The 19,425-nt window shown below is 62.2% G+C and carries 18 protein-coding genes and 2 tRNA genes; 7 read left to right on the top strand and 13 right to left on the bottom strand.

What is annotated here, in order from left to right; all coding sequences use genetic code 11:
- The first annotated feature begins 17 nt into the window (after positions 1–17).
- Positions 18–485, top strand: a complete 468-nt coding sequence (gene recX / locus Q7C30_RS06965) for a recombination regulator RecX (protein WP_317871087.1) — start codon at positions 18–20, stop codon at positions 483–485.
- Positions 486–543: 58 nt separating this feature from the next.
- Here the strand turns inward: recX and Q7C30_RS06960 are convergent, their stop codons facing one another.
- Together Q7C30_RS06960 and Q7C30_RS06955 are read right to left on the bottom strand one after the other, a co-directional pair.
- A complete protein-coding gene (locus tag Q7C30_RS06960; protein ID WP_317871086.1) occupies positions 544–1,662 on the bottom strand; it encodes an LOG family protein in 1,119 nt (372 codons plus the stop codon).
- Positions 1,663–1,986: 324 nt separating this feature from the next.
- The gene (locus Q7C30_RS06955) at positions 1,987–2,409 is read right to left on the bottom strand and encodes a quorum-sensing-regulated virulence factor family protein (RefSeq protein ID WP_317871085.1); all 423 of its coding nucleotides are present in this window, start codon (positions 2,407–2,409) and stop codon (positions 1,987–1,989) included.
- Between the two features lie 220 nt (positions 2,410–2,629).
- Here Q7C30_RS06955 and Q7C30_RS06950 point away from each other — a divergent pair, with 220 nt between their 5' ends.
- The 3 genes from Q7C30_RS06950 to Q7C30_RS06940 all read left to right on the top strand — a co-directional run bounded on the left by Q7C30_RS06950 (position 2,630) and on the right by Q7C30_RS06940 (position 4,605).
- Positions 2,630–3,340: a tRNA-uridine aminocarboxypropyltransferase gene (locus Q7C30_RS06950; RefSeq protein WP_295485816.1), complete on the top strand. Its 711-nt coding sequence runs from the start codon at positions 2,630–2,632 to the stop codon at positions 3,338–3,340.
- Positions 3,341–3,520: 180 nt separating this feature from the next.
- Positions 3,521–4,171 carry a response regulator transcription factor ErdR gene (gene erdR / locus Q7C30_RS06945; protein ID WP_029613468.1) on the top strand — a complete coding sequence of 217 codons (651 nt, stop codon included), beginning with the start codon at positions 3,521–3,523 and terminating at the stop codon, positions 4,169–4,171.
- Positions 4,172–4,239: 68 nt separating this feature from the next.
- Positions 4,240–4,605 carry a diacylglycerol kinase gene (locus Q7C30_RS06940; protein ID WP_295485820.1) on the top strand — a complete coding sequence of 122 codons (366 nt, stop codon included), beginning with the start codon at positions 4,240–4,242 and terminating at the stop codon, positions 4,603–4,605.
- A 3-nt stretch (positions 4,606–4,608) separates the two neighbouring features.
- Here Q7C30_RS06940 and finR read toward each other — a convergent pair whose 3' ends face one another.
- Positions 4,609–5,535: a LysR family transcriptional regulator FinR gene (gene finR, locus Q7C30_RS06935; RefSeq protein ID WP_029613470.1), complete on the bottom strand. Its 927-nt coding sequence runs from the start codon at positions 5,533–5,535 to the stop codon at positions 4,609–4,611.
- A 120-nt stretch (positions 5,536–5,655) separates the two neighbouring features.
- Here finR and fpr point away from each other — a divergent pair, with 120 nt between their 5' ends.
- Positions 5,656–6,435 (top strand): ferredoxin-NADP reductase, encoded by a 780-nt coding sequence (gene fpr, locus Q7C30_RS06930; protein ID WP_029613471.1) that lies wholly within the window; start codon positions 5,656–5,658, stop codon positions 6,433–6,435.
- 105 nt (positions 6,436–6,540) lie between these two features.
- Here the strand turns inward: fpr and tsaA are convergent, their stop codons facing one another.
- The 5 genes from tsaA to rimO all read right to left on the bottom strand — a co-directional run bounded on the left by tsaA (position 6,541) and on the right by rimO (position 10,448).
- Positions 6,541–7,236, bottom strand: a complete 696-nt coding sequence (gene tsaA, locus Q7C30_RS06925; protein ID WP_039579514.1) for a tRNA (N6-threonylcarbamoyladenosine(37)-N6)-methyltransferase TrmO — start codon at positions 7,234–7,236, stop codon at positions 6,541–6,543.
- A gap of 7 nt (positions 7,237–7,243) precedes the next feature.
- The gene (locus Q7C30_RS06920) at positions 7,244–7,705 is read right to left on the bottom strand and encodes a DUF1456 family protein (protein WP_317871084.1); all 462 of its coding nucleotides are present in this window, start codon (positions 7,703–7,705) and stop codon (positions 7,244–7,246) included.
- A 47-nt stretch (positions 7,706–7,752) separates the two neighbouring features.
- Entirely contained in the window at positions 7,753–8,463 is a 711-nt protein-coding gene (locus Q7C30_RS06915) for an rRNA pseudouridine synthase (protein ID WP_039579511.1), read from the bottom strand.
- 111 nt (positions 8,464–8,574) lie between these two features.
- The gene (locus tag Q7C30_RS06910; RefSeq protein ID WP_317871083.1) at positions 8,575–9,033 is read right to left on the bottom strand and encodes a GNAT family N-acetyltransferase; all 459 of its coding nucleotides are present in this window, start codon (positions 9,031–9,033) and stop codon (positions 8,575–8,577) included.
- Positions 9,034–9,116: 83 nt separating this feature from the next.
- Entirely contained in the window at positions 9,117–10,448 is a 1,332-nt protein-coding gene (rimO, locus tag Q7C30_RS06905; protein WP_317871082.1) for a 30S ribosomal protein S12 methylthiotransferase RimO, read from the bottom strand.
- A 287-nt stretch (positions 10,449–10,735) separates the two neighbouring features.
- Between rimO and Q7C30_RS06900 the strand changes: the two genes are divergently transcribed.
- The gene (locus Q7C30_RS06900) at positions 10,736–12,634 is read left to right on the top strand and encodes a potassium transporter Kup (protein WP_317871081.1); all 1,899 of its coding nucleotides are present in this window, start codon (positions 10,736–10,738) and stop codon (positions 12,632–12,634) included.
- 37 nt (positions 12,635–12,671) lie between these two features.
- On the opposite strand, the gene Q7C30_RS06895 is transcribed toward Q7C30_RS06900, so the two are convergent.
- The 4 genes from Q7C30_RS06895 to Q7C30_RS06880 all read right to left on the bottom strand — a co-directional run bounded on the left by Q7C30_RS06895 (position 12,672) and on the right by Q7C30_RS06880 (position 17,117).
- Positions 12,672–13,964: an AcvB/VirJ family lysyl-phosphatidylglycerol hydrolase gene (locus tag Q7C30_RS06895; RefSeq protein ID WP_317871080.1), complete on the bottom strand. Its 1,293-nt coding sequence runs from the start codon at positions 13,962–13,964 to the stop codon at positions 12,672–12,674.
- A complete protein-coding gene (gene mprF, locus Q7C30_RS06890; protein ID WP_317871079.1) occupies positions 13,964–16,606 on the bottom strand; it encodes a bifunctional lysylphosphatidylglycerol flippase/synthetase MprF in 2,643 nt (880 codons plus the stop codon). Before mprF ends, Q7C30_RS06895 begins: the two co-directional genes overlap by 1 nt.
- 236 nt (positions 16,607–16,842) lie before the next feature.
- Positions 16,843–16,919 (bottom strand) — tRNA-Met (locus Q7C30_RS06885).
- A 121-nt stretch (positions 16,920–17,040) separates the two neighbouring features.
- A tRNA-Met gene (locus Q7C30_RS06880) sits at positions 17,041–17,117 on the bottom strand.
- Between the two features lie 249 nt (positions 17,118–17,366).
- Here Q7C30_RS06880 and dinB point away from each other — a divergent pair.
- Complete coding sequence (gene dinB, locus Q7C30_RS06875) at positions 17,367–18,425, top strand: DNA polymerase IV (RefSeq protein ID WP_162889595.1); 1,059 nt, start codon at positions 17,367–17,369, stop codon at positions 18,423–18,425.
- A 39-nt stretch (positions 18,426–18,464) separates the two neighbouring features.
- On the opposite strand, the gene Q7C30_RS06870 is transcribed toward dinB, so the two are convergent.
- A complete protein-coding gene (locus Q7C30_RS06870) occupies positions 18,465–19,418 on the bottom strand; it encodes a hypothetical protein (RefSeq protein ID WP_116888787.1) in 954 nt (317 codons plus the stop codon).
- Positions 19,419–19,425 lie beyond the last annotated feature (7 nt).

Genomic DNA, 19,425 nt, shown 5'->3' with positions numbered 1-19,425 from the left:
CACACGGTTGAGCGCCAATGTCCGTCGTACTCGACACGCCCGTCGCCGTTCGGCGCACTGCCATGGATCTACTCGCCCGCCGCGAACATGGTCGGGTTGAGTTGACACGCAAGCTGCGCAAGCGTGGCGCTACAGATGAGCTGATCGAGCCTGCCCTTGATCGGCTCGCTGAAGAAGGGCTCTTGAGTGAGGCCCGCTATCTGGAAAGCTTCATCCATTATCGGTCCAATGCTGGCTACGGTCCCTCGCGAATTCGTGAGGAATTGGGCCAGCGCGGGTTGGACCGGGGTGATGTGGAGCAAGCGCTGCGTGATAGCGGCGTCGACTGGGCAGCTCGATTGCGTGACGTCTGGCAACGGAAATTCAGCGGCGAGCGTCCTCAAGACCCACGCAGCCGGGCGCAGCAAACACGTTTTTTGGCGTACCGAGGTTTTTCTCTCGACATGATCGGTCGACTGCTTAGCGGGCGCGATCTTGATGACTGACGGCCGTAGGGCTGACCTGACAGGTGCTTGTCAGGTCAGCCCTACGGCCGTTTTTCATTCAGCCACTCTTCAAGGCTCCCTGATTTGGTTCAGTCGCATGCTTTGGCATGGACTCACACCAGTTTTCCGGCAGGTTGATGAAGTCCACCAATTCTCGTAAGCGGCCTTGATCTCGCCCCGTGAAAGCGAAGGTCAGGCGGGTTAGGTGGCTGTAACGTTCGTCCTCCTGCTCCGCACTGCTAGCGGGTAGTTGCTCGAAGCTTGCACTCAGGCACAAGTCGGCAAATGTATCTCGAACCTCGTCTAGTGCTGCCTCGCTCAAGGGATGCTGTATGCGCAGCACGAACTGGCTCTTCAGCCAGCGGCTTGAGTGGTAGTTGCTGTAGAACTGATTGATCTCCTGCACGGCCTCTTCGGCGCTGTGTACCAGGCGTACCAGTTTCAGGTCTCGCGGCAAGATGTAGCGGTTCTCTTCCAACTGGCGGCTGATGAAACCCAGCGCCTCCTGCCAGAAGCTGCCATCGTGCGAGTCCAGCAAGACCACCGGCACCAAAGGGCTTTTACCGGTCTGGATCAACGTCAGTACTTCGAGTGCTTCATCGAGGGTGCCGAATCCGCCAGGGCAGAGCACCAAGGCATCGGCCTCTTTGACGAAGAACAGTTTGCGGATGAAGAAGAAGTGAAAGGGCAGCAGCTTGTCCGTGCCGTCCACTGTCGCATTGGCATGTTGCTCGAACGGCAACCTGATATTGAAACCCAGACTGTTTTCAGCCCCTGCGCCTTCATGGGCCGCAGCCATGATGCCGCCCCCGGCGCCTGTGATGACCATGAGCTCGGAACGCGCCAGCGTGGCACCGAGCTCACGCGCGAGGGAATACATAGGATGTTCCTGGGGCGTGCGCGCGGAGCCGAATACGGTGACTTTGCGTCGCCCTTTGTAGCGCTCCAGTATTCGGAATGAATGCTCCAGTTCACGCAGCGCCTGTAGCGTGATCTTGGCGTTCCAGCGGTCGGCATCATCACATGCCATGCGCAGGATGGTCAGCATCATGTCGCGATAGAGTGGCAGGTTGGGGCTGTCCGGCGCCGCTTGCTGGAGCAGCCCGTCGACGGCGCTCAGGTCGAGGCCTTGTCCGCTGAAGTACTCGGATAACTGCTCATTGGATGAATAGGGCATTCAACGTCTCCTTGTGCAGCAAAACCTTCGACCGGATGACCTCATGTCCCGATCACAACGCTGCATGTGTCAATAATGGCTGACGCTGGAGTGTACAGGCGGAGTATTGCATTGGGTTTGTACCCCGCGCGCGAACCGTGGCGCGCCCGCTCGGTCAGCAAGGTTGCGGCCGACGTTGATTTTCAATCTAGCCGCTAGGCGACAGTCTCGCCGATTGAGGGTCTCAGCGCGAACGGATGGAGTGATGGGAGGCCAAGATGGGGAGGGCATGAATTTGCGCGCCGATGAACCTCAACGGCGCGCGGGGAACCGACGAGTGTCGAGTTACTTCTTCTTGTTGCCGGCCTGGCAGCTGGCGGAATCGAACGCCTGATCCATGACCGGCTGATTGGTCTTGTACACCGTGAAGCGGTACACCATCACCGCGCCTTTGGTCATCAACTTATGGTAACCGGTGTTGTGGCACACGCTCTGGCCCAGTTGGTCGCGAACCTGCTCAGGATTTTGCTGCATGCGCGCAGCATGTTGAGCACGCACACTCAGATGATTGACCAGCGCCTTGCCCTTCTCCACGGTGTAGCCCTGGTCGAGGATGTCCTCATTGATGGCGCGAGGTGTGCCGACACTGCTCTCCTTGGCAACCTTCTGCAGCATCTGCTCCAGCTCGTAGTCCTGCTTGGACGCCGCCTGGGCTGCCAGTGGCAGGGCGAGCATCAGGCTCAGGGTCGGGACGATAAGACGCAGCATGAATCTCTCCTGGTTCGGTGACTGGCGCTTGGACAGGTGCAGAGGGGCGGCGTTCCATGAACTGACCGGGTCTGAGCGTCGGGCGCCGCGAGGCGTCGATTATAGGCGCGGGCGGCAGGGGTCTGCACGCCAATCCTGTATGTGCTCTGGTAAACTGCGGCCTTTGTTCCCGTCGAGTCGCCTCCGTGTTCGTCCCGATCTCCGCTGCAGGCTTGCAGCCATGAGTCACGCAGTCGCGCGTCTGCGCGCCGAGCGTCTGGCTCGCAGCAATAAACCCTTTATCGCCCGTGGTTCACGCGCCGAGCGCTGCCCGGACTGTCGAGTAATTGCCAGCCATTGCCTGTGCGCCTGGAAGCCCCGTGTCGATGCGCGTGCGGGTATGTGCCTGGTGATGCATGATACCGAACCGCTGAAACCGACCAACACAGGTTGGCTGATCGCCGACCTGATCCAGGACACCTGGGCCTTTGGCTGGCAGCGCACAGATGTGGATCCGCGTCTGCTGGCACTGCTCGAGCATCCCCATTGGCAGCCCTATATCGTATTTCCCGGCGAGTTCGTCGAGTCGCAGCGCGTGGTTAACGAGGTGGCATGCGATCCCGGCAAACGGCCGCTGTTCATCCTGCTGGACGCCACCTGGACCGAGGCGCGCAAGATGTTTCGCAAGAGCCCTTACCTCGACCGCTTTCCGGTCTTGAGTCTGGAGGCCGAGCAGATGTCGCGCTATCGCCTGCGCCGTTCCAAGCGCGATGATCATTTCTGTACTGCCGAAGTGGCCGCCATGTGCCTGGATCTGGCCGGCGATCAACGCGCCTCTCAAGCGCTGGACGCCTACCTCGATGTCTTCAGCCTTCATTACCTGAGTGGCAAACGGCACTTGGCACTGGACCCCGACGATGAGGCGCATCGGCGCTTGCATACCTTCCTATAGTCCAAGGTGCAGGCCGGCCGGACAGGTTCATACTGTCAGGACGGCCTGTCAGGACGGCCGCAGGCGCCAAACCGCTCGGTAATTGGCTTGACCCTCTGCACGGTGCTCGGCATCCTTGGCGCCGATTCGGCCACGAAGTCGCCGTTGCCGTGCTCGACACAGAACAGGACCCCTGGATCGATGGCTACATACGAAATCCTGATTGCCGATGACCACCCGCTGTTTCGCAGCGCGTTGCGCCAGGCCGTGACCCTCGGCCTCGGACCACAGGTGCGCTTGGTGGAAGTCGCCAGCATCGCCGAGCTGGAAACCCGCCTCACTGAAAAAGCCGACTGGGACCTGGTCTTGCTCGATTTGAACATGCCGGGCGCCTACGGTTTTTCCGGGCTTGTCCTGCTGCGTGGGCAGTATCCGCAGATTCCGGTGGTGATGGTGTCCGCACAGGAAGAAGCGGCGGTGGTGGTCAAGTCCCGCGAATTCGGTGCCAGCGGCTTCATTCCCAAGTCCAGTCCCTTGGAAACCATTCAAGATGCGGTGCAGAAGGTACTGGACGGCGAGGTGTGGTGGCCGCCCCAGGCGTTCGACAAAGTCGATGTTTCGGCCGAGGCAAAGGCTGCCAGCGAGGGGCTCGCCAGCCTTACGCCGCAGCAGTTCCGGGTGCTGACCATGGTCTGCGAAGGCTTGCTGAACAAGCAGATCGCCTATGAACTGAACGTTTCCGAGGCCACCATCAAGGCCCACGTCACGGCCATCTTCCGCAAGTTGGGTGTGCGCACCCGGACGCAGGCTGCGCTGCTGCTGCAACAACTTGAATCGGTATCGACGCACTGACGCGAGCGGCTTCACGCTTTTTTGACCCGGCCTGCACTAGCCTGCCGGCTTTTCCCAGGTGGACCTCCATGTCGCCATTCAAGGGCCAGACCGGCCTGAAACGTATCTTCAATGCTGCTGGCTACTCCCTTGACGGCCTGCGCGCTGCTTTCAAGGGCGAGGCGGCCTTTCGCCAACTGGTACTGCTCAATGTGCTGTTGATTCCCGCGGCCTTCTGGTTGCCGGTCAGCCGGGGCGAGCGCGCCATTCTCATTGCCGTCTGCTTGTTGGGGCTGATCGTCGAATTGCTCAACTCGGCAGTCGAGGCTGCCATCGATCGCATCTCGCTGGAGCGCCATCCCTTGTCGAAGAACGCCAAGGACATGGGCAGTGCGGCGCAATTGGTGGCGCTGAGCATGGTTGCGCTGGTCTGGGGTGTGATCCTGCTCGGCTAGTGCTCAGGCAATGGCCGGCAGCACGATCTCATCGCTACGTCGCACGCCGGCCGTGAAATTGCGGCACAGTTCGAGAAACTCGCGCATGGCCGAGGTCTGGTACTTCTGTTTGTGCCAGATGAAATAGAACTGCCGCAGTAGATCCAACTCCGGTGTTTCCACCGCCACCAGGCTGCCGCGCCTGAAGGCATCGCGCAGGGCCAGTCGGGAAATGCAGCCGATGCCAAGGCCCGATTCCACGGCGCGCTTGATCGCCTCGGTGTGTTCGAGTTCCAGGCGAATATTCAGGTTGGCACGGTGATGGCGCATGGCCTGATCGAAGGTCAGACGCGTGCCCGAGCCTTGCTCGCGCAAGATCCAGGCTTCCTGGGAGAGCGCCGCGATGTCGGCCCGGCCGGTTTTCGCCATTGGATGCTGGGGCGCGCAGAACACCACCAATTCATCTTCGACCCAGGGCTGCACTTCAAGATCAGGATGGCTACAGTCGCCTTCGATCAGACCCAGGTCAATTTCGTAGTGCGCCACCTGGTGCACAATGTGCGCTGTATTTTGCACGTGCAGCTTAACCTGGCTTTCCGGGTGCACCTGCATGAAGCTGCCAATCAGCAGGGTCGCCAGGTAGTTGCCGATGGTGAGGGTTGCGCCGACCGCCAGCGAGCCGAAGCCAGACTTGCCATTGAGCAGGTCTTCGATCTCCTTGGCCTGGTCGAGCAACGCCACGGCTTGCGGCAGCAGTTGGTGTCCCAGGGCATTGAGACTCAGGCGCTTGCCGGCGCGATCGAACAACTGGCAACTGGATTGGCGTTCCAACTCAGTGATCGAGGTACTCGCGGCCGACTGCGACAGCGCCAGCAGATGAGCAGCCCGGGACACGCTCTGATGCTGGGCGACGGCGACGAAGACCTGAAGTTGACGAAGCGTGAATCGCATATCTATATAACCGATAACACTTATCTTGATAATTAAGTTAACAGATATTCCCGCTGCCCCTAAACTATCGCGCAATTGTGCGCCCGTGCGCGCTGCGTTTTTCTTCAGGAGCCCCACTCGATGAGCAACATGAACCACGAACGTGTCCTCAGTGTGCACCACTGGAACGACACCCTGTTCAGCTTCAAGTGCACCCGCGACCCGGGCCTGCGCTTCGAGAACGGTCAGTTCGTGATGATCGGCCTACAGCAGGAAGGCGGCCGTCCGCTCATGCGTGCCTACTCGATCGCCTCGCCCAACTGGGAAGAGCATCTCGAGTTCTTCAGCATCAAGGTGCCTGATGGTCCACTGACCTCCCAACTGCAGCATTTGAAGGAAGGCGACGAGATCATCATCAGCAAGAAGCCCACCGGCACCTTGGTGCTGGATGACCTGAATCCGGGCAAGCACCTCTATCTGCTGAGCACCGGCACCGGCCTGGCGCCGTTCATGAGCGTGATTCAGGATCCTGAAACCTATGAGCGCTTCGAGAAGGTCATCCTGGTTCACGGCGTACGCTACGTAAATGAAGTCGCGTACCGCGAGTTCATCACCGAGCATCTGCCGCAGAACGAGTTCTTTGGTGAGGCGGTTCGCGAAAAGCTGATTTACTACCCCACTGTGACCCGCGAACCGTTCGAGAATCAGGGTCGACTGACCGACCTGATGCGCAGCGGCAAGCTGTTCACCGACATCGGTCTGCCGCCGATCAATCCGCAGGATGACCGTGCGATGATCTGCGGTAGCCCGAGCATGCTCGATGAGACCAGCGAAGTGCTGGATAGCTTTGGCCTGAAAATCTCCCCGCGCATGCGCGAGCCAGGTGATTACCTGATCGAGCGGGCCTTCGTCGAGAAATAAGGCGAGTCCAGCAAAAAAACGCAGACCCAGTCTGCGTTTTTTTTAGGCTGCAAGTCTCTATCGTACTGGTTTCACCTGCGGCAGGGCCGGTGGCGAAAGCAGCATTCAGCCTTCGCTTGCAACTTCCAGCACCTCGATCAGCGCTGGGTGCGGATAATGCCACCGCACCTGTACATCCCAGAACTTCACGCCATACACGCGCTCCGGCGATGGCACCTGGTAAGCCGGACGTGGATCCTGTGCCAGGCATTGCTCGATGAGCTCAACCAACGGTTCTGCCAAACGCAGAGCGTGCTCGCGCGCCTGGGACAAAGCACTTTCGCCCCACTGAACAGCGATGGCCTGGGGCGCATCGCTGGCCATCTGGTTGCGTGCATCCTCGATACAGTCGGCATAAGGCACGTAGGGCTTGATGTCGAGCACCGGCGTGCCGTCCAGCAAATCGATCCCTGACAGCAGCAGCCGCCCGGGCGCTATGCCGTCAAGACGCACGACTGACTGACCGATGCCGTTGGGTCGGTGGGTTGCGCGGGTGGCAAACACCCCCATGCTTTTGTTACCGCCCAGGCGTGGAGGACGCACTTTCAAGCGCGGTGTGTCTTCCAAGGCCTGGTGGAACAGGAACAGCAGCCAGACATGGCTGACCTGCTCTAGGCCCTGTACCGCTTCGCCTTGATCGAACGGTGGCAGCAGTTCCAGCACGCCGCGAGCCGCAGGCGCCAGGCGCGGCTGACGGGGAATGGCGAACTTTTCCTTGAAGCAGGAGCGAACGATGCCGACTGGCGAGACGCTGTGTTGCATGGTCGTCTCAGCCACGCACGCGAAGGGTCAGACCCTTGAGGAAGTTGCGAAGCAACTGGTCGCCGCAGGCACGGTAGTTGTCGTGGCCGACTTTACGGAACAGGGCACTGAGCTCGGGCTTGGATACGGGGAAATCGACCGACTTGAGAATGACGTGCAGATCGTCTTCCTTCAGTTCGAAGGCCACTCGCAGTTTTTTCAGGACGGTGTTGTTGGTCACCGGCAACTCCACCGGCTGCGGCGCACGGGTGTCGTCCTTGCCGCGACGGTGGATCACCAGGCCGTCGAGAAAATGCGCCATGACCCGCTCCGGGCAGCGCACGAAACCGGCCTCGTCTTCTTTCTTGATGTAGCCGGCCAGTACCACCGGGTTCACCTCGAGGCCGGACAGGGCAATGATCTCGGCCATCTTGGCGTCGTTCAGCTTGAGCATGTAGCGCAGGCTGCGCAGGACATCGTTGTGCATCATGTGAGTCGAATCCTTTTCAGGGCCACCCAGAAGGGCGGCGGTATCGCTTAGAAACGTTCGCTGCCGGCCAGGTAGCGCCATTGCCCAAGTGCCAGCTTGCCCATCGACACACCGCCGAGCCGGATGCGACGCAGGCTGAGCATCTCCAGGCGCAGGTAGGCACATAGTTCGGAAATCTGCCCAGGTTGTGGGTGCTTGATGGCCAGGCGCAAGTGGGTTTCGTTCTGCCAACTGGCCTTGGCCCGAGGCAGCTCACGGTCGTTGCGTGTGGCGCCTCGCGCCAGCCGCTCCAGGGCCTGTGGAGTAGCCTGGCCGCGCACCTCGATGATGTATTCCTGCTCGAGGCGACGCAGGTCGGCTTCCACTTTGCGGGTCACCCGCCAGTCCTGGGTGAAGACCTGCAGGCCGCTGGCGCCGCGCTCCAGCGGGGCCAGGCAGTTGAGGCGGGCGAAATGACCATGCAGTGGCCGCACACCCTCGCGATGGGCTTCGCTGAGTGTGGCCATATTCAGGCTGCTGCGGGCCGTTTCACTGTCCATTCCAGCGGGTTGGTTGAGCAGCAGTGTCACCGGCTCCAGGCTCTCGGCGCGTGCGCCAGGCAGCAGCGCCACCTGTTGCGACTCGACCTTGAACTGCGGTTGCTCGATGACCACGCCGTCGACGGTGACCCAGCCTCCCTCGATATACAGTTCGGCCTCGCGGCGGGAGCAGCCGAGCTGTTCGATGAGGCGTTTTGACAGGCGGACGGGTTCGGACATGAGCAGGTATTCGCAGGGCAGGAAAAGGTGCTCATTGTACCCGTCCCTGCTGGACTGCGGCGGGCAATCTGCGCGAGCCGGGCCCTTTCATGCGATGTTCAAGGCCCGGTCCTACCCGGCGATCGCCCGCAGTTGCATGTGCAGCAGCGGATACGGCTGACCAAGCCCGTCGGTGTCCGAGCGTCCCGTCACCTCGAAGCCTTCGTGCAGATAGAAACCCAAAGCTTGCGTATTCTGCTCGTTGACATCCAGACGCTCGGCGCCGAGCGCCTCGATGACGTGGTGCAGCAATTTCTTGCCGACGCCTTGACCACGGGACTCCGGTGCGACGAACAGCATGTCGACATGGCCCTTGGACACGCCGGCGAAACCGAGGATGCGGCCTGCGCCATCACGGCAGCAAGTCAGCATCACAGCGTCCAGGTAGCGGTTCAGGACCTGCTCGCGCAACAACACGATGTAGTGCTCCGGCAGGAAATCATGGGTGGCTCGAACGGAAGCCTCCCAGACGCGTACCAGCTCCGGATAGTCCGTGTAGTGCGGCGTATGGAGCGTCAGCGTCGAGGTCATGGTGAGCGCCTGGGATTATCGTTGAGGCCACAGCAGCGGGCGAGGCGGTTGGGAAACCGTCACGCTGCCACCGGGGATGCTGCTCAGAGCGGTTCGGCCCACATGTCGTACTCGTCGGCATCGACGATGCGGCAGCGCACCTTGTCGCCGGGCTTGAAGCCGTGATCGCCGTCGATGAACACGCTGCCGTCGATCTCCGGCGCATCGAAGAAGCTGCGGCCGACCGAACCCTGCTCCTCGACTTCATCGATCAATACCTCGATCTCCTTGCCGATACGCAGTTGCAGGCGTGCGCTGCTGATGGCTTGCTGGTGAGCCATGAAGCGGTCCCAGCGATCCTGCTTGACGTCGTCGGGTACCTCGTCGAGGCCCAGGTCATTGGCCGGGGCGCCTTCGACCGGCGAATACTGGAAGCAGCCGACGCGGTCGAGCTGGGCTTCGGTGAGCCAGTCGAGCAGGTACTGGAAGTCTTCCTCGGTTTCGCCGGGGAAACCGACGATGAAGGTCGAGCGGATGACCAGTTCCGGGCACTGCTCACGCCACTGCTTGATGCGCGCCAAGGTGCGGTCCTCGAAGGCCGGGCGCTTCATGGCCTTGAGCACTTTCGGGCTGGCGTGCTGGAAGGGGATGTCCAGGTACGGCAGGATCTTGCCGGCGGCCATCAATGGGATCACGTCGTCGACATTGGGGTAGGGGTACACGTAGTGCAGGCGCACCCAGGCACCCAGGCTGCTCAAGGCTTCGCACAGTTCGAGCATGCGCGTCTTGACCGGGCGGCCGTTCCAGAAGTCGGTCTTGTACTTGACGTCCACGCCGTAGGCGCTGGTGTCCTGGGAGATCACCAGGATCTCCTTGACGCCCGCCTTGACCAGCCGCTCGGCTTCGCTCAGCACTTCACCGACCGGGCGGCTGACCAGCTTGCCGCGCATCGAGGGAATGATGCAGAAACTGCAGCTGTGGTTGCAGCCTTCGGAAATCTTCAGGTACGCGTAGTGACGCGGGGTCAGCTTGACGCCCTGAGGCGGTACCAGGTCGATCAGCGGGTTGTGGTCCTGGCGCGGCGGGACCACTTCGTGAACGGCGTTGACCACCTGCTCGTACTGCTGAGGACCGGTGACCGACAGCACACTGGGGTGCACGTCGCGGATAGTGCCTTCCTCGACGCCCATGCAGCCGGTGACGATGACCTTGCCGTTCTCCTTGATCGCTTCGCCGATCACTTCCAGCGATTCGGCCTTGGCGCTGTCGATGAAGCCGCAGGTATTGACCACCACCACGTCGGCGTCTTCGTAGGTCGGTACGACTTCGTAGCCTTCCATGCGCAGTTGGGTGAGGATGCGCTCGGAGTCGACCAGGGCTTTCGGGCAACCCAGGGAGACGAAGCCGACCTTCGGCGTGGCGTGAGTGGTGGACATGGCTAACCTCGGTATTGAAACAGGTCGCCCCGGCCGTTGGCGGAGCGATCCAGGCGGGCGTTTTCAGCGCCTCTGATCAAAAAGTGCGCAATTCTAGCGAGCACGGGGTCGCTTGACCAGCACAAAAGCGACGAGCGCTGCGCTATGCTTCGCGCCGTCGACTCTGGCTGTCGCCAATGGCTGGAGCACGACGGCGGTTCGGACGTCTCAGGCTGTGCTTTGAAGTCTGCGCAGTGCGTCCGGTGCGAATACTATCGGCCCGGTGGGGCCGTCTGCGGGAGTGGTCGATGGTTCAGGCAAGCAGTCACGCCGAGGGCGGGCACGGGGCGGCACGGCCGTTGGGCCTGCTGGTGGCAGCTGTGGGGGTGGTCTATGGCGATATCGGCACCAGCCCGTTGTATACGCTCAAGGAAGTCTTTACCGGGGGTTACGGCGTACAGGTCGACCATGACGGGGTGCTGGGCATTTTGTCGCTGATTCTCTGGTCGCTGCTGTGGGTCGTGTCGTTCAAGTACGTCATGTTCGTCCTGCGCGCGGATAACCAAGGCGAGGGCGGCACCATGGCACTCACCGCGCTGGCGCGACGCGCCACGGCCGACTATCCGCGCTTGCGCATGCTGATGGTCGGCTGCGGGCTGGTCGGCGCTTCGCTGTTCTATGGCGACAGCATGATCACGCCGGCGGTTTCCGTGCTGTCGGCGGTTGAAGGTATGGGGCTGGCATTCGAGGGTATCGACCATTGGGTGGTGCCGATCTCGCTGGTGGTGCTGGTGGCGTTGTTCCTGGTGCAGAAGCACGGTACCGAGAAGATCGGCAAGGCATTCGGACCGATCATGGTGGTGTGGTTCCTGGTGCTCGCGGTGCTCGGCGTGCACGGCATCCAGCAGAGCCCGGAGGTACTCAAGGCGTTCAATCCGGGATGGGCGCTGAACTTCTTCATCGTCCATCCGGGCATGGGCGTGGCCATTCTTGGGGCCGTGGTGCTGGCACTGACCGGCGCCGAAGCCCTCTACGCCGACATGGGCCATTTCGGCCGCAAGCCCATTGCCCGGGCCTGGTTCGCCTTGGTGCTGCCAGCACTGGTGCTCAACTACTTCGGCCAGGGGGCGATGCTGTTGCAGAGCCCGGAGGCGGCGCGCAACCCCTTCTACCTGCTGGCCCCGAACTGGGCCTTGCTGCCGCTGGTGGCGCTGTCGACCCTGGCCACGGTGATCGCTTCGCAGGCGGTGATTTCCGGAGCCTTCTCCCTGACTCGCCAAGCCATCCAGCTCGGTTATGTGCCGCGCATGCAGATCCAGCACACCTCCAGCGATGAACAGGGCCAGATTTATATCGGCGCGGTGAATTGGACGCTGATGGTGGGCGTGGTGTTGCTGGTCATTGGTTTCGAGTCGTCTGGCGCCTTGGCTGCGGCTTACGGCGTCGCGGTGACGGGCACCATGCTGATGACCACCATTCTGGTCGCTGCGGTGATGCTGCTGCTGTGGAAGTGGCCGCCGCTGCTGGCCGTCCCCTTGTTGGTGGGCTTCCTGCTGGTAGACGGGCTGTTCTTCGCTGCCAACGTGCCGAAGATCGTCCAGGGCGGTGCCTTCCCGGTGTTGGCGGGGATCGTGCTGTTCGTGTTGATGAGTACCTGGAAGCGTGGCAAGCAGATCCTGGTGGAGCGTATCGACGAGGGCGCGCTGCCGTTGCCCGTGTTCATCGGCAGTATCCGTGTCCAGCCACCGCACCGGGTCGAAGGCACCGCAGTGTTCCTGACTGCGCGGGCGGACGCTGTGCCCCACGCGCTGTTGCACAACATGCTGCACAACCAGGTGCTGCACAGCCAGGTGGTGCTGTTGACGGTGGTCAGCGAGGACCGTCCGCGGGTGCCGGAAGCCGAGCGCTTCGAGGTGGAAGCCTATGGCGACGGTTTCTTCCGGGTGCTGCTGCATTTCGGTTTCATGGATGAGCCGGACGTGCCGGCAGCGCTGCGCCTGTGCCATCTCGAGGCGCTGGATTTCAGCCCCATGCGTACCACCTACTTCCTCAGCCGCGAGACGGTGATCGCCTCACGTCTGGTAGGCATGTCGCGCTGGCGCAGCAACCTGTTCGCCTTCTTGCTGAAGAATGCCAACGGCAATCTGCGCTTCTTCAACCTGCCGCTGAACCGGGTGATCGAGCTGGGCACCCAGGTCGAGATCTGACTGAAACCACAAGGGCCGCGATGCGGCCCTTGTGCTGTTACTGCTCGGCGACGTTCGATTTGCCCTGGCGGGTCTCGATCTCACCGATCAGGCGTTTGGCCAACGCCGGGTAGTTCTCGTCGAAATGGTGGCCGCCTGGCAGTTTCAGACGCTCGCCCACCGCGGTCTTGTCGGTGCAGCCGCTTTCGTCGGTCTCTTCCTCGCCGTAGATGCACACCACCTTGGCGGCCGGCAACTTGGCCATGTCCGGGCCGGTCGGCGCCTCCTGGCCTTCCTTGCCGAGCCAGCCTTCGACTTCGATCTCGAAGCTGCCGCTGCGGGCAAAGGCCAGCAGGATGACGACGTCGATACGTTTCTGATCGGCTTCAGGCAGGCGATTGTAGATGGCCGGCAGCACGTCGGCACCGAACGAGTAGCCGGTCAGCACGAAGCGCTTGGTGCCCCATTTCTGGCGGTAGTGCTGCATCAGCTCCGACAGGTCGGCGGCGCTCTGCTCAGGGGTTTTGTGCTGCCAGTAGTAACGCAGCGTATCGATACCAACCACCGGATAGCCCAGCTTGGCCATCTCGCCGGCGACATCGCGGTCCAGGTCACGCCAGCCGCCGTCGCCGGAGAGGAACAGGGTGACGGTGTCCGTGGTTTGTCCAGCCGGCACCTCGACCACGGGAATGGCCAGTGCATTGCCGTCGCGGCCTACCAAGGCCTGCGTCAGTTGGGCCTTGAGCACTTGCGGCAAGTGAATGTCGTAGTCGCTGATGCTGGTCTCGGCATTGGGCTGATCACGCACGAAGGCGGCGCTGGCGTCATCCGGATTGTCGTTCCAGGCTACGTTCCAGTGACCGTGCGCAGCCGTCTTGGGCATCGCCACCTGGCAGCCAGGCTGTTCGAGATTGAAGTCCACCGAGATGGCGCGCGCCTTGTCGTCGCGTTGCGCGGCGAGCCAGCGCCAGGCCTGGGAGGCGCCTGGACCTATGCCGGCGACCAGGGTCGGTTTGCCGGACAGCTTGGCCATGGCCTGGTCCAGCGCCACTTGCTGTTTGCCGCAGTCGCCGGTCGGCAGGATCACCTGCACCAGCTGCGCTTCGCCGGCTTGGCTGAGGTCGAGCAGTTGCTTGTCGGTCAGTGCCTGATCGTGCGGCACGCCGACGGCCACCAGGCTCTTGGCCCGCACGCCGGGCGTGACGCGGGTCAGGTTGCTGCCATCGTCCAGGGTGAGGTGTTCGATTCGGGCTTCGGGCGCAGGGCGAGTCCACATCCAGAAGGCCAGGCCGCCGGCCAATGCGGCCAGCAGCACGGGGATCAGCAGGTACAGCCAGTAACGTCGGATCATCAGCGTTTCACCAATCCAGTCAGGCCGCCAGCAATCAGGGCGGCGGTATCGGCCAGTGCGACCAGGGGATCAAGCCCGGCAGGCACTGCCATGTAACGAGGTTCCCAGTCCGGCTGGAACTTGTCCTTGAAGCGCCGTAGCCCCTGGAAGTTGTACAACTGCTCGCCACGCTGGAACACCATCGAGCCCAGGCGTTGGGTCAGGGGGGCGCCGCGGCGTGGTTGCAGACCGGACAGCGGCACCATGCCCAGGCTGAAGCGGGCGTAGTCGTGGCTTTTGTAATGCAGGATCAGACCGAGCATCATGAATTCCATGGTCAGCTTCGGCGCTTCAGGATGGGCGCGCATCAGGTCCAGGCTGGCCAACTCGTTGCTGTGGGTTTCCAGCAGGTTGGCGAACGCCACCGGGCGGCCTTGGAAGCGGATCAGGGCGATACGGAAGTGCTTGAGGTACTCCGGGCTGAAGCGGCCGAGGGAGAAGCCTTTTTCGCGTACGTTCTTGCCAGCCAGCCAGGCATTGGAGATTTCCCGCAGTTCCTCGAGAGGTGCCAGGCCCGGCTCGTGGACTTCCAGGGTGAGGCCGTCGCGTCCGCCTCGGTTCCAGGTGTAGCGCAGGTCCTTCATCTCCTTGCCCTTGGCTTCCAGGTCGAAGCGGCGCAGGTCGACCCGCGCCTCCTCGCCGAGCTTGATCGCGGTCAGGCCGATGTCCATGTAGAACGGCAGGTTCTCAGCGCGGACCTGGTAGAACACGGGGCGAGCATGGTGCAGGTCGCACAGGTCGCGGAACTGCCAGATCATCTCGGCGCGCTCCTGGGCCGGACCGATCGGATCGTACAGCGCGACCAGGCTGCGGCCGCGACGGGCATACATGAGGAACGCATTGTCGTTGGGGTGGAACAGCAGCGCTTTGTCGCCGGTCAGCGCCAGACCACCGTCGGGCTGGTCGGAGGCCAGCAGGACGCGGTTGGCGCGCTGCAGTTCTTCTTCAGTGGGCAGGTGGATGACCGGGCGCGCAGTGCGCAACAGCCAGGTCAGCGCGACGATCACCAGCAGTACCGCACTGCCCAGCGCGGCGCGCAGGCCACGCGGGGCATCGGCGTCGAGGGTGAACTGCCACCAGAGTCTGTGGCTGTAAGGCACGTCTTGGTAGGCGAACAGCAGCAGCCAGACCGAGGCGCCGACCACGCAGGCACTGGCCACCAGGTAAATGGGCGAGAAGGGCAGTTCGAGCAGGCGGCTGGGTCGGTAGAACGAGCGGCGGAACAGCGCAAGGAGGGCGGTGGTGAAGATCATCATCGACGCCTCTTCCCAGTCGAACCCCTTGAGCAGCGAAAGCAAGGCGCCGGCCAGCAGCAGGATGGTAGTCAGCAGCCAGGCTGCCGACAGGCGTCGCCGCAGCCCCTGGGCCAGCAGCAGGCACAGTACGCCGATCAGGCTGGCACCGAAGTGCGAAGCGTCGATCAGTCGATGCGGAATGAGAAAGCCCATGTGCTCCAGGCGGCTGTCGATCTCAGGGGTCACGCCGGAGAACAGCAACACCACACCGGAGAGAAAGACCAGGATGGCCAGCACCGGAGCGGCCAGCCCCGAGGCGGCCTTGATCGCTTGCTGCGTGAACAGCAGGCGACGGGCCTCGTTGACCAGCAACAGCACGCAGGCGACCAGCAGCGGCAGTACCACGTAGATCAGCCGATACAGCAGCAGCGCGGCAGCCAAGGGCGCAGCACCCAACTGATTGGCGAAGGCTGCCAGCAGGATGGCTTCGAACACGCCGACACCGCCAGGAACGTGACTGAGTACCCCGGCCGCCAGGGCCAACAGGTACACCAGGACGAACGCGCCGAAGGGGGGCGCCTCGGGCAGCAGCAGGTAGAGCACCGTGGCAGCCGCGGCCACGTCGAGTGCGGTGATCAGCAGTTGCAGGCCGGTCAGGCGCGCGCTGGGCAGGCGCAGCGTGCGACGGCCCAGCTTGACCAGCAGGTTGTCGGCCAGCGGCTGCTCTTCGGCACGGCGACGATACAGACCGATGGCCAGGATCGCGCTCGCCAGCAGCACTGCAGTGGCAATACTGCCTAGCAGAAGTGGCGACAGCCGCAGCGCAGTAGAGGCCGATTGCAGATCGCTCAGCGTTGCCAGGGCAGCCAAGGGTGGCAGAGCACAACCCAAGGACAAGCTGGCGAAAACGGTCATCCGCGCCACTTCGGCAGCGCCGATGCCCTGCCTTGCGTAAAGCCGATAGCGCACCGACCCACCTGACAACATGGACAGGCCGATGGCGTTGCCGATGGCGAACGCGCTGAAGCCGCCCAGCACCATGATCCTGGGCGGCAGCTTGACGCCCGCATAGCGGGCCGCCGACCACTCGTAGCCCAGCAGAATGACGAAACCTGCCGCTGTGGCGACGAACGCACCGAGCAATGCCTGGCGCGGCACGCTGAGCATGGCGTCGTGCAGCGCATAGATGTCCAGCTCGCTGAGCAGGTGGCGGCAGGCGATCAAGGCCATGGCGAACAGCAGCAGCGTGATTGCCAGCCCTATAGGTTGGCGATATTTACTCAGTCGCTCCAGCCACGGCAGGCGCTGTGCGGCAGTGGGCAGCGCGGCGGTGATGGGGGCCTGGGAATCGGGAGAGCTGGAAGTCATGAGATACCTCGGACAACGGGCGCGAGGCAGGGGAGACGTGCGGCCAAGTGAAAGTCCCTTTGGAAAACGTGTCCAGATAGTACTCCGGGTGGAGCAGCTTTATCCGTTTCAGGTTAGTTAAAGTTAGTTCATTGAGGTGGCAGACGGCTACAGCGTGCGCAGGCGAAACTTTTTGAGCGCCGAACGCAACAAGCCCCGCGCTATCCTGGGATAGGCGGGGCCTGTTCTGACGAATATGGTTGCGGGAGCCGGATTTGAACCGACGACCTTCGGGTTATGAGCCCGACGAGCTACCAGGCTGCTCCATCCCGCGTCAGTGGTGCGCATTCTACGCAATGTAGCTGGGGTGTCAAGCGTTAATCTTTGATTTTAAGGAATATTTTTCCAGGGCAAAGAAAAAGGCCACTGTGTGAACAGTGGCCTTCTCTCGAATCTGGTTGCGGGAGCCGGATTTGAACCGACGACCTTCGGGTTATGAGCCCGACGAGCTACCAGGCTGCTCCATCCCGCGCCTGTGGAAACGAATTCTACGCAGATCCTTGAGGGAGTCAAGCTTTATTTCAAAAAAACCTTTTTTGTTCAATCTCTTAGCGTTGTACGGGTGAGCATCGCCCGATGTTGCCTCTTGGGCAATACTGTTTCAGCGGTGTCGCTAGGTGTGCACGGATGCGTTTGACAGTGCATGTCGGGGGCTGACGGCACATGGAAGCCATGCTGTAATATCTGTATGAATTTACAGTGGTGACTGTCATCCATGTCTCTGCGCAAGATCATCCACATTGATTGCGACTGCTTTTATGCGGCCATCGAGATGCGTGACGACCCGCGTCTGGCAGGTCGGCCCATGGCCGTGGGCGGGCAGCCGGGTCAGCGCGGGGTGATCGCCACCTGCAATTATGAGGCGCGGGCCTACGGGGTACGGTCGGCGATGTCCTCAGGGCACGCTGTGAAGCTGTGCCCCGACTTGTTGATCGTCAAGCCGCGCTTCGAGGCCTATCGTGAAGCCTCCAGGGAGATTCACACGATCTTTCGCGACTACACCGACCAGATCGAGCCCTTGTCGCTCGATGAGGCGTATCTGGATGTCACCGACAGCCAGTGGTTTTCCGGCAGCGCCACGCGCATTGCCGAAGATATCCGCCGGCGTGTCGCGAAAACCCTGCACATCACCGTGTCTGCCGGAGTGGCGCCCAACAAATTCCTCGCCAAGATCGCCAGCGACTGGCGCAAGCCCAACGGGCTGTTCGTGATCAGGCCGGAGCAGGTCGAAGCGTTCGTCGCCGAGTTGCCCGTTGCCCGCTTGCATGGCGTCGGCAAGGTCACTGCCGACAAGTTGTCGCGCCTTGGCATCGATACGTGCCAGGCGTTGCGAGCGTGGTCACGTCTGAGCCTGGTGCGCGAATTCGGCAGCTTCGGCGAACGGCTGTGGGGGCTGGCCCATGGAATCGACGAGCGTGCCGTGCAGACCGACAGCCGGCGTCAGTCGGTCAGCGTCGAGAACACCTACGATAATGACCTGCCGGATCTGGGCAGTTGTTTGGAGAAATTGCCAGACCTGCTCGAGACCTTGAATCAGCGGATCGCGCGGATGGACGCGAGCTACCGGCCGGACAAGCCCTTCGTCAAGGTCAAGTTCCATGATTTCAGTCAGACCACCTTGGAGCAGGCAGGGGCGGGCAGGGATCTGGAGAGCTACCGGCAACTGCTCAGTCAGGCGTTCGCTCGCGGCGGCAAGCCGGTGAGATTGCTGGGGGTCGGGGTGCGGCTTCGTGACTTGCGCGGAGCCCATGAGCAGCTGGAGTTATTTTCCACGTTATAAAGAAAGGGCCGCATTGCAGCCCTCTCAGGGTGCTGACGGCTATCGCTCGCCTGGATCGGCAACCAGTCGGCCCGTTTCCTTGGTCAGGGTCTTGAGGAATTCCTGCTGCAGCTCCGGATCGTTACGAGTCAGTTCGATCAGGCTCTGCTCCAGCTCGCTGGCTTCCTCTTCCAGGCCCAGCTCCGAAAGGCGCTTGACCCGGTGTACCCACTGACCCACGTCATCGTCCTCGAGATCGTCGAAGATCAGCTCGCGCGCCTCCACCAGCTTGCTGCGCAGGCCGGCGCTCACCAGCAGGCTGGCGTCGCCGCGAATACCGCTGTCCTCGTCGACGACCGCCAAGTGCAGCGTGCCGACACGATTGAGGTTCTGCTCGGCAAACGGGCTGTCGAGCAGGTTCAGGCGCAGTACGCCATTCTTGTCAGTGGTCAGTTCATGGGTTTTGCTGCCGGCCTTGACCTCGACCAGGCGCTCGTTCCATGGCAGACGAGTGAACTCCTCGCGTTGGTCCTTCTGCACTTCGCTGATGCCCGCCAGGTTCTGCTGGGCACGCCCGTTGGACTGCACGTTCATGAACGGATTGAGCCCAGCAAGGCCATAGCTCAGCCAATCGTGGGTGACGCTTTCGGGCAAGCTATCGAAGGTGAGCACGTTGACCACATTGGCACCGATGCCGGCCACCACGGCCACCGCGCCCAGCGGAATCTCGTAGATCTCCCGCCAGGGTTGGTAGGGCGTGTAGCGGTCGTAGCGGCGAGTGACCTCGAACTCGGTGACTTCGAAGCGCCGCTGCTCGTTGACGCGCACGCGTCGTTGCGGCAGCTCCATGACCTTGGGCTCGCCGACATCGATCTGCAGACTGTGTTCGAGCAGTTTGCGCTCGACACGCTCCTCGTGTTCGCTGCGCTGGGACATCGGGTTGGCGCAGCCGCTGAGGAACAGGGCGCCGCAGAGTGCGGCGCCCCCCAGGGTAAAGGTACTTCGCTTGGACATGGTCACT

Origin of the sequence: Pseudomonas sp. RAC1 (assembly GCF_030658255.1) — a bacterium.
GTDB lineage: Bacteria > Pseudomonadota > Gammaproteobacteria > Pseudomonadales > Pseudomonadaceae > Aquipseudomonas > Aquipseudomonas boreofloridensis.
The sequence above is the reverse complement of the archived record's forward strand: the minus strand, read 5'-3'. Positions and strand labels throughout refer to the sequence as shown.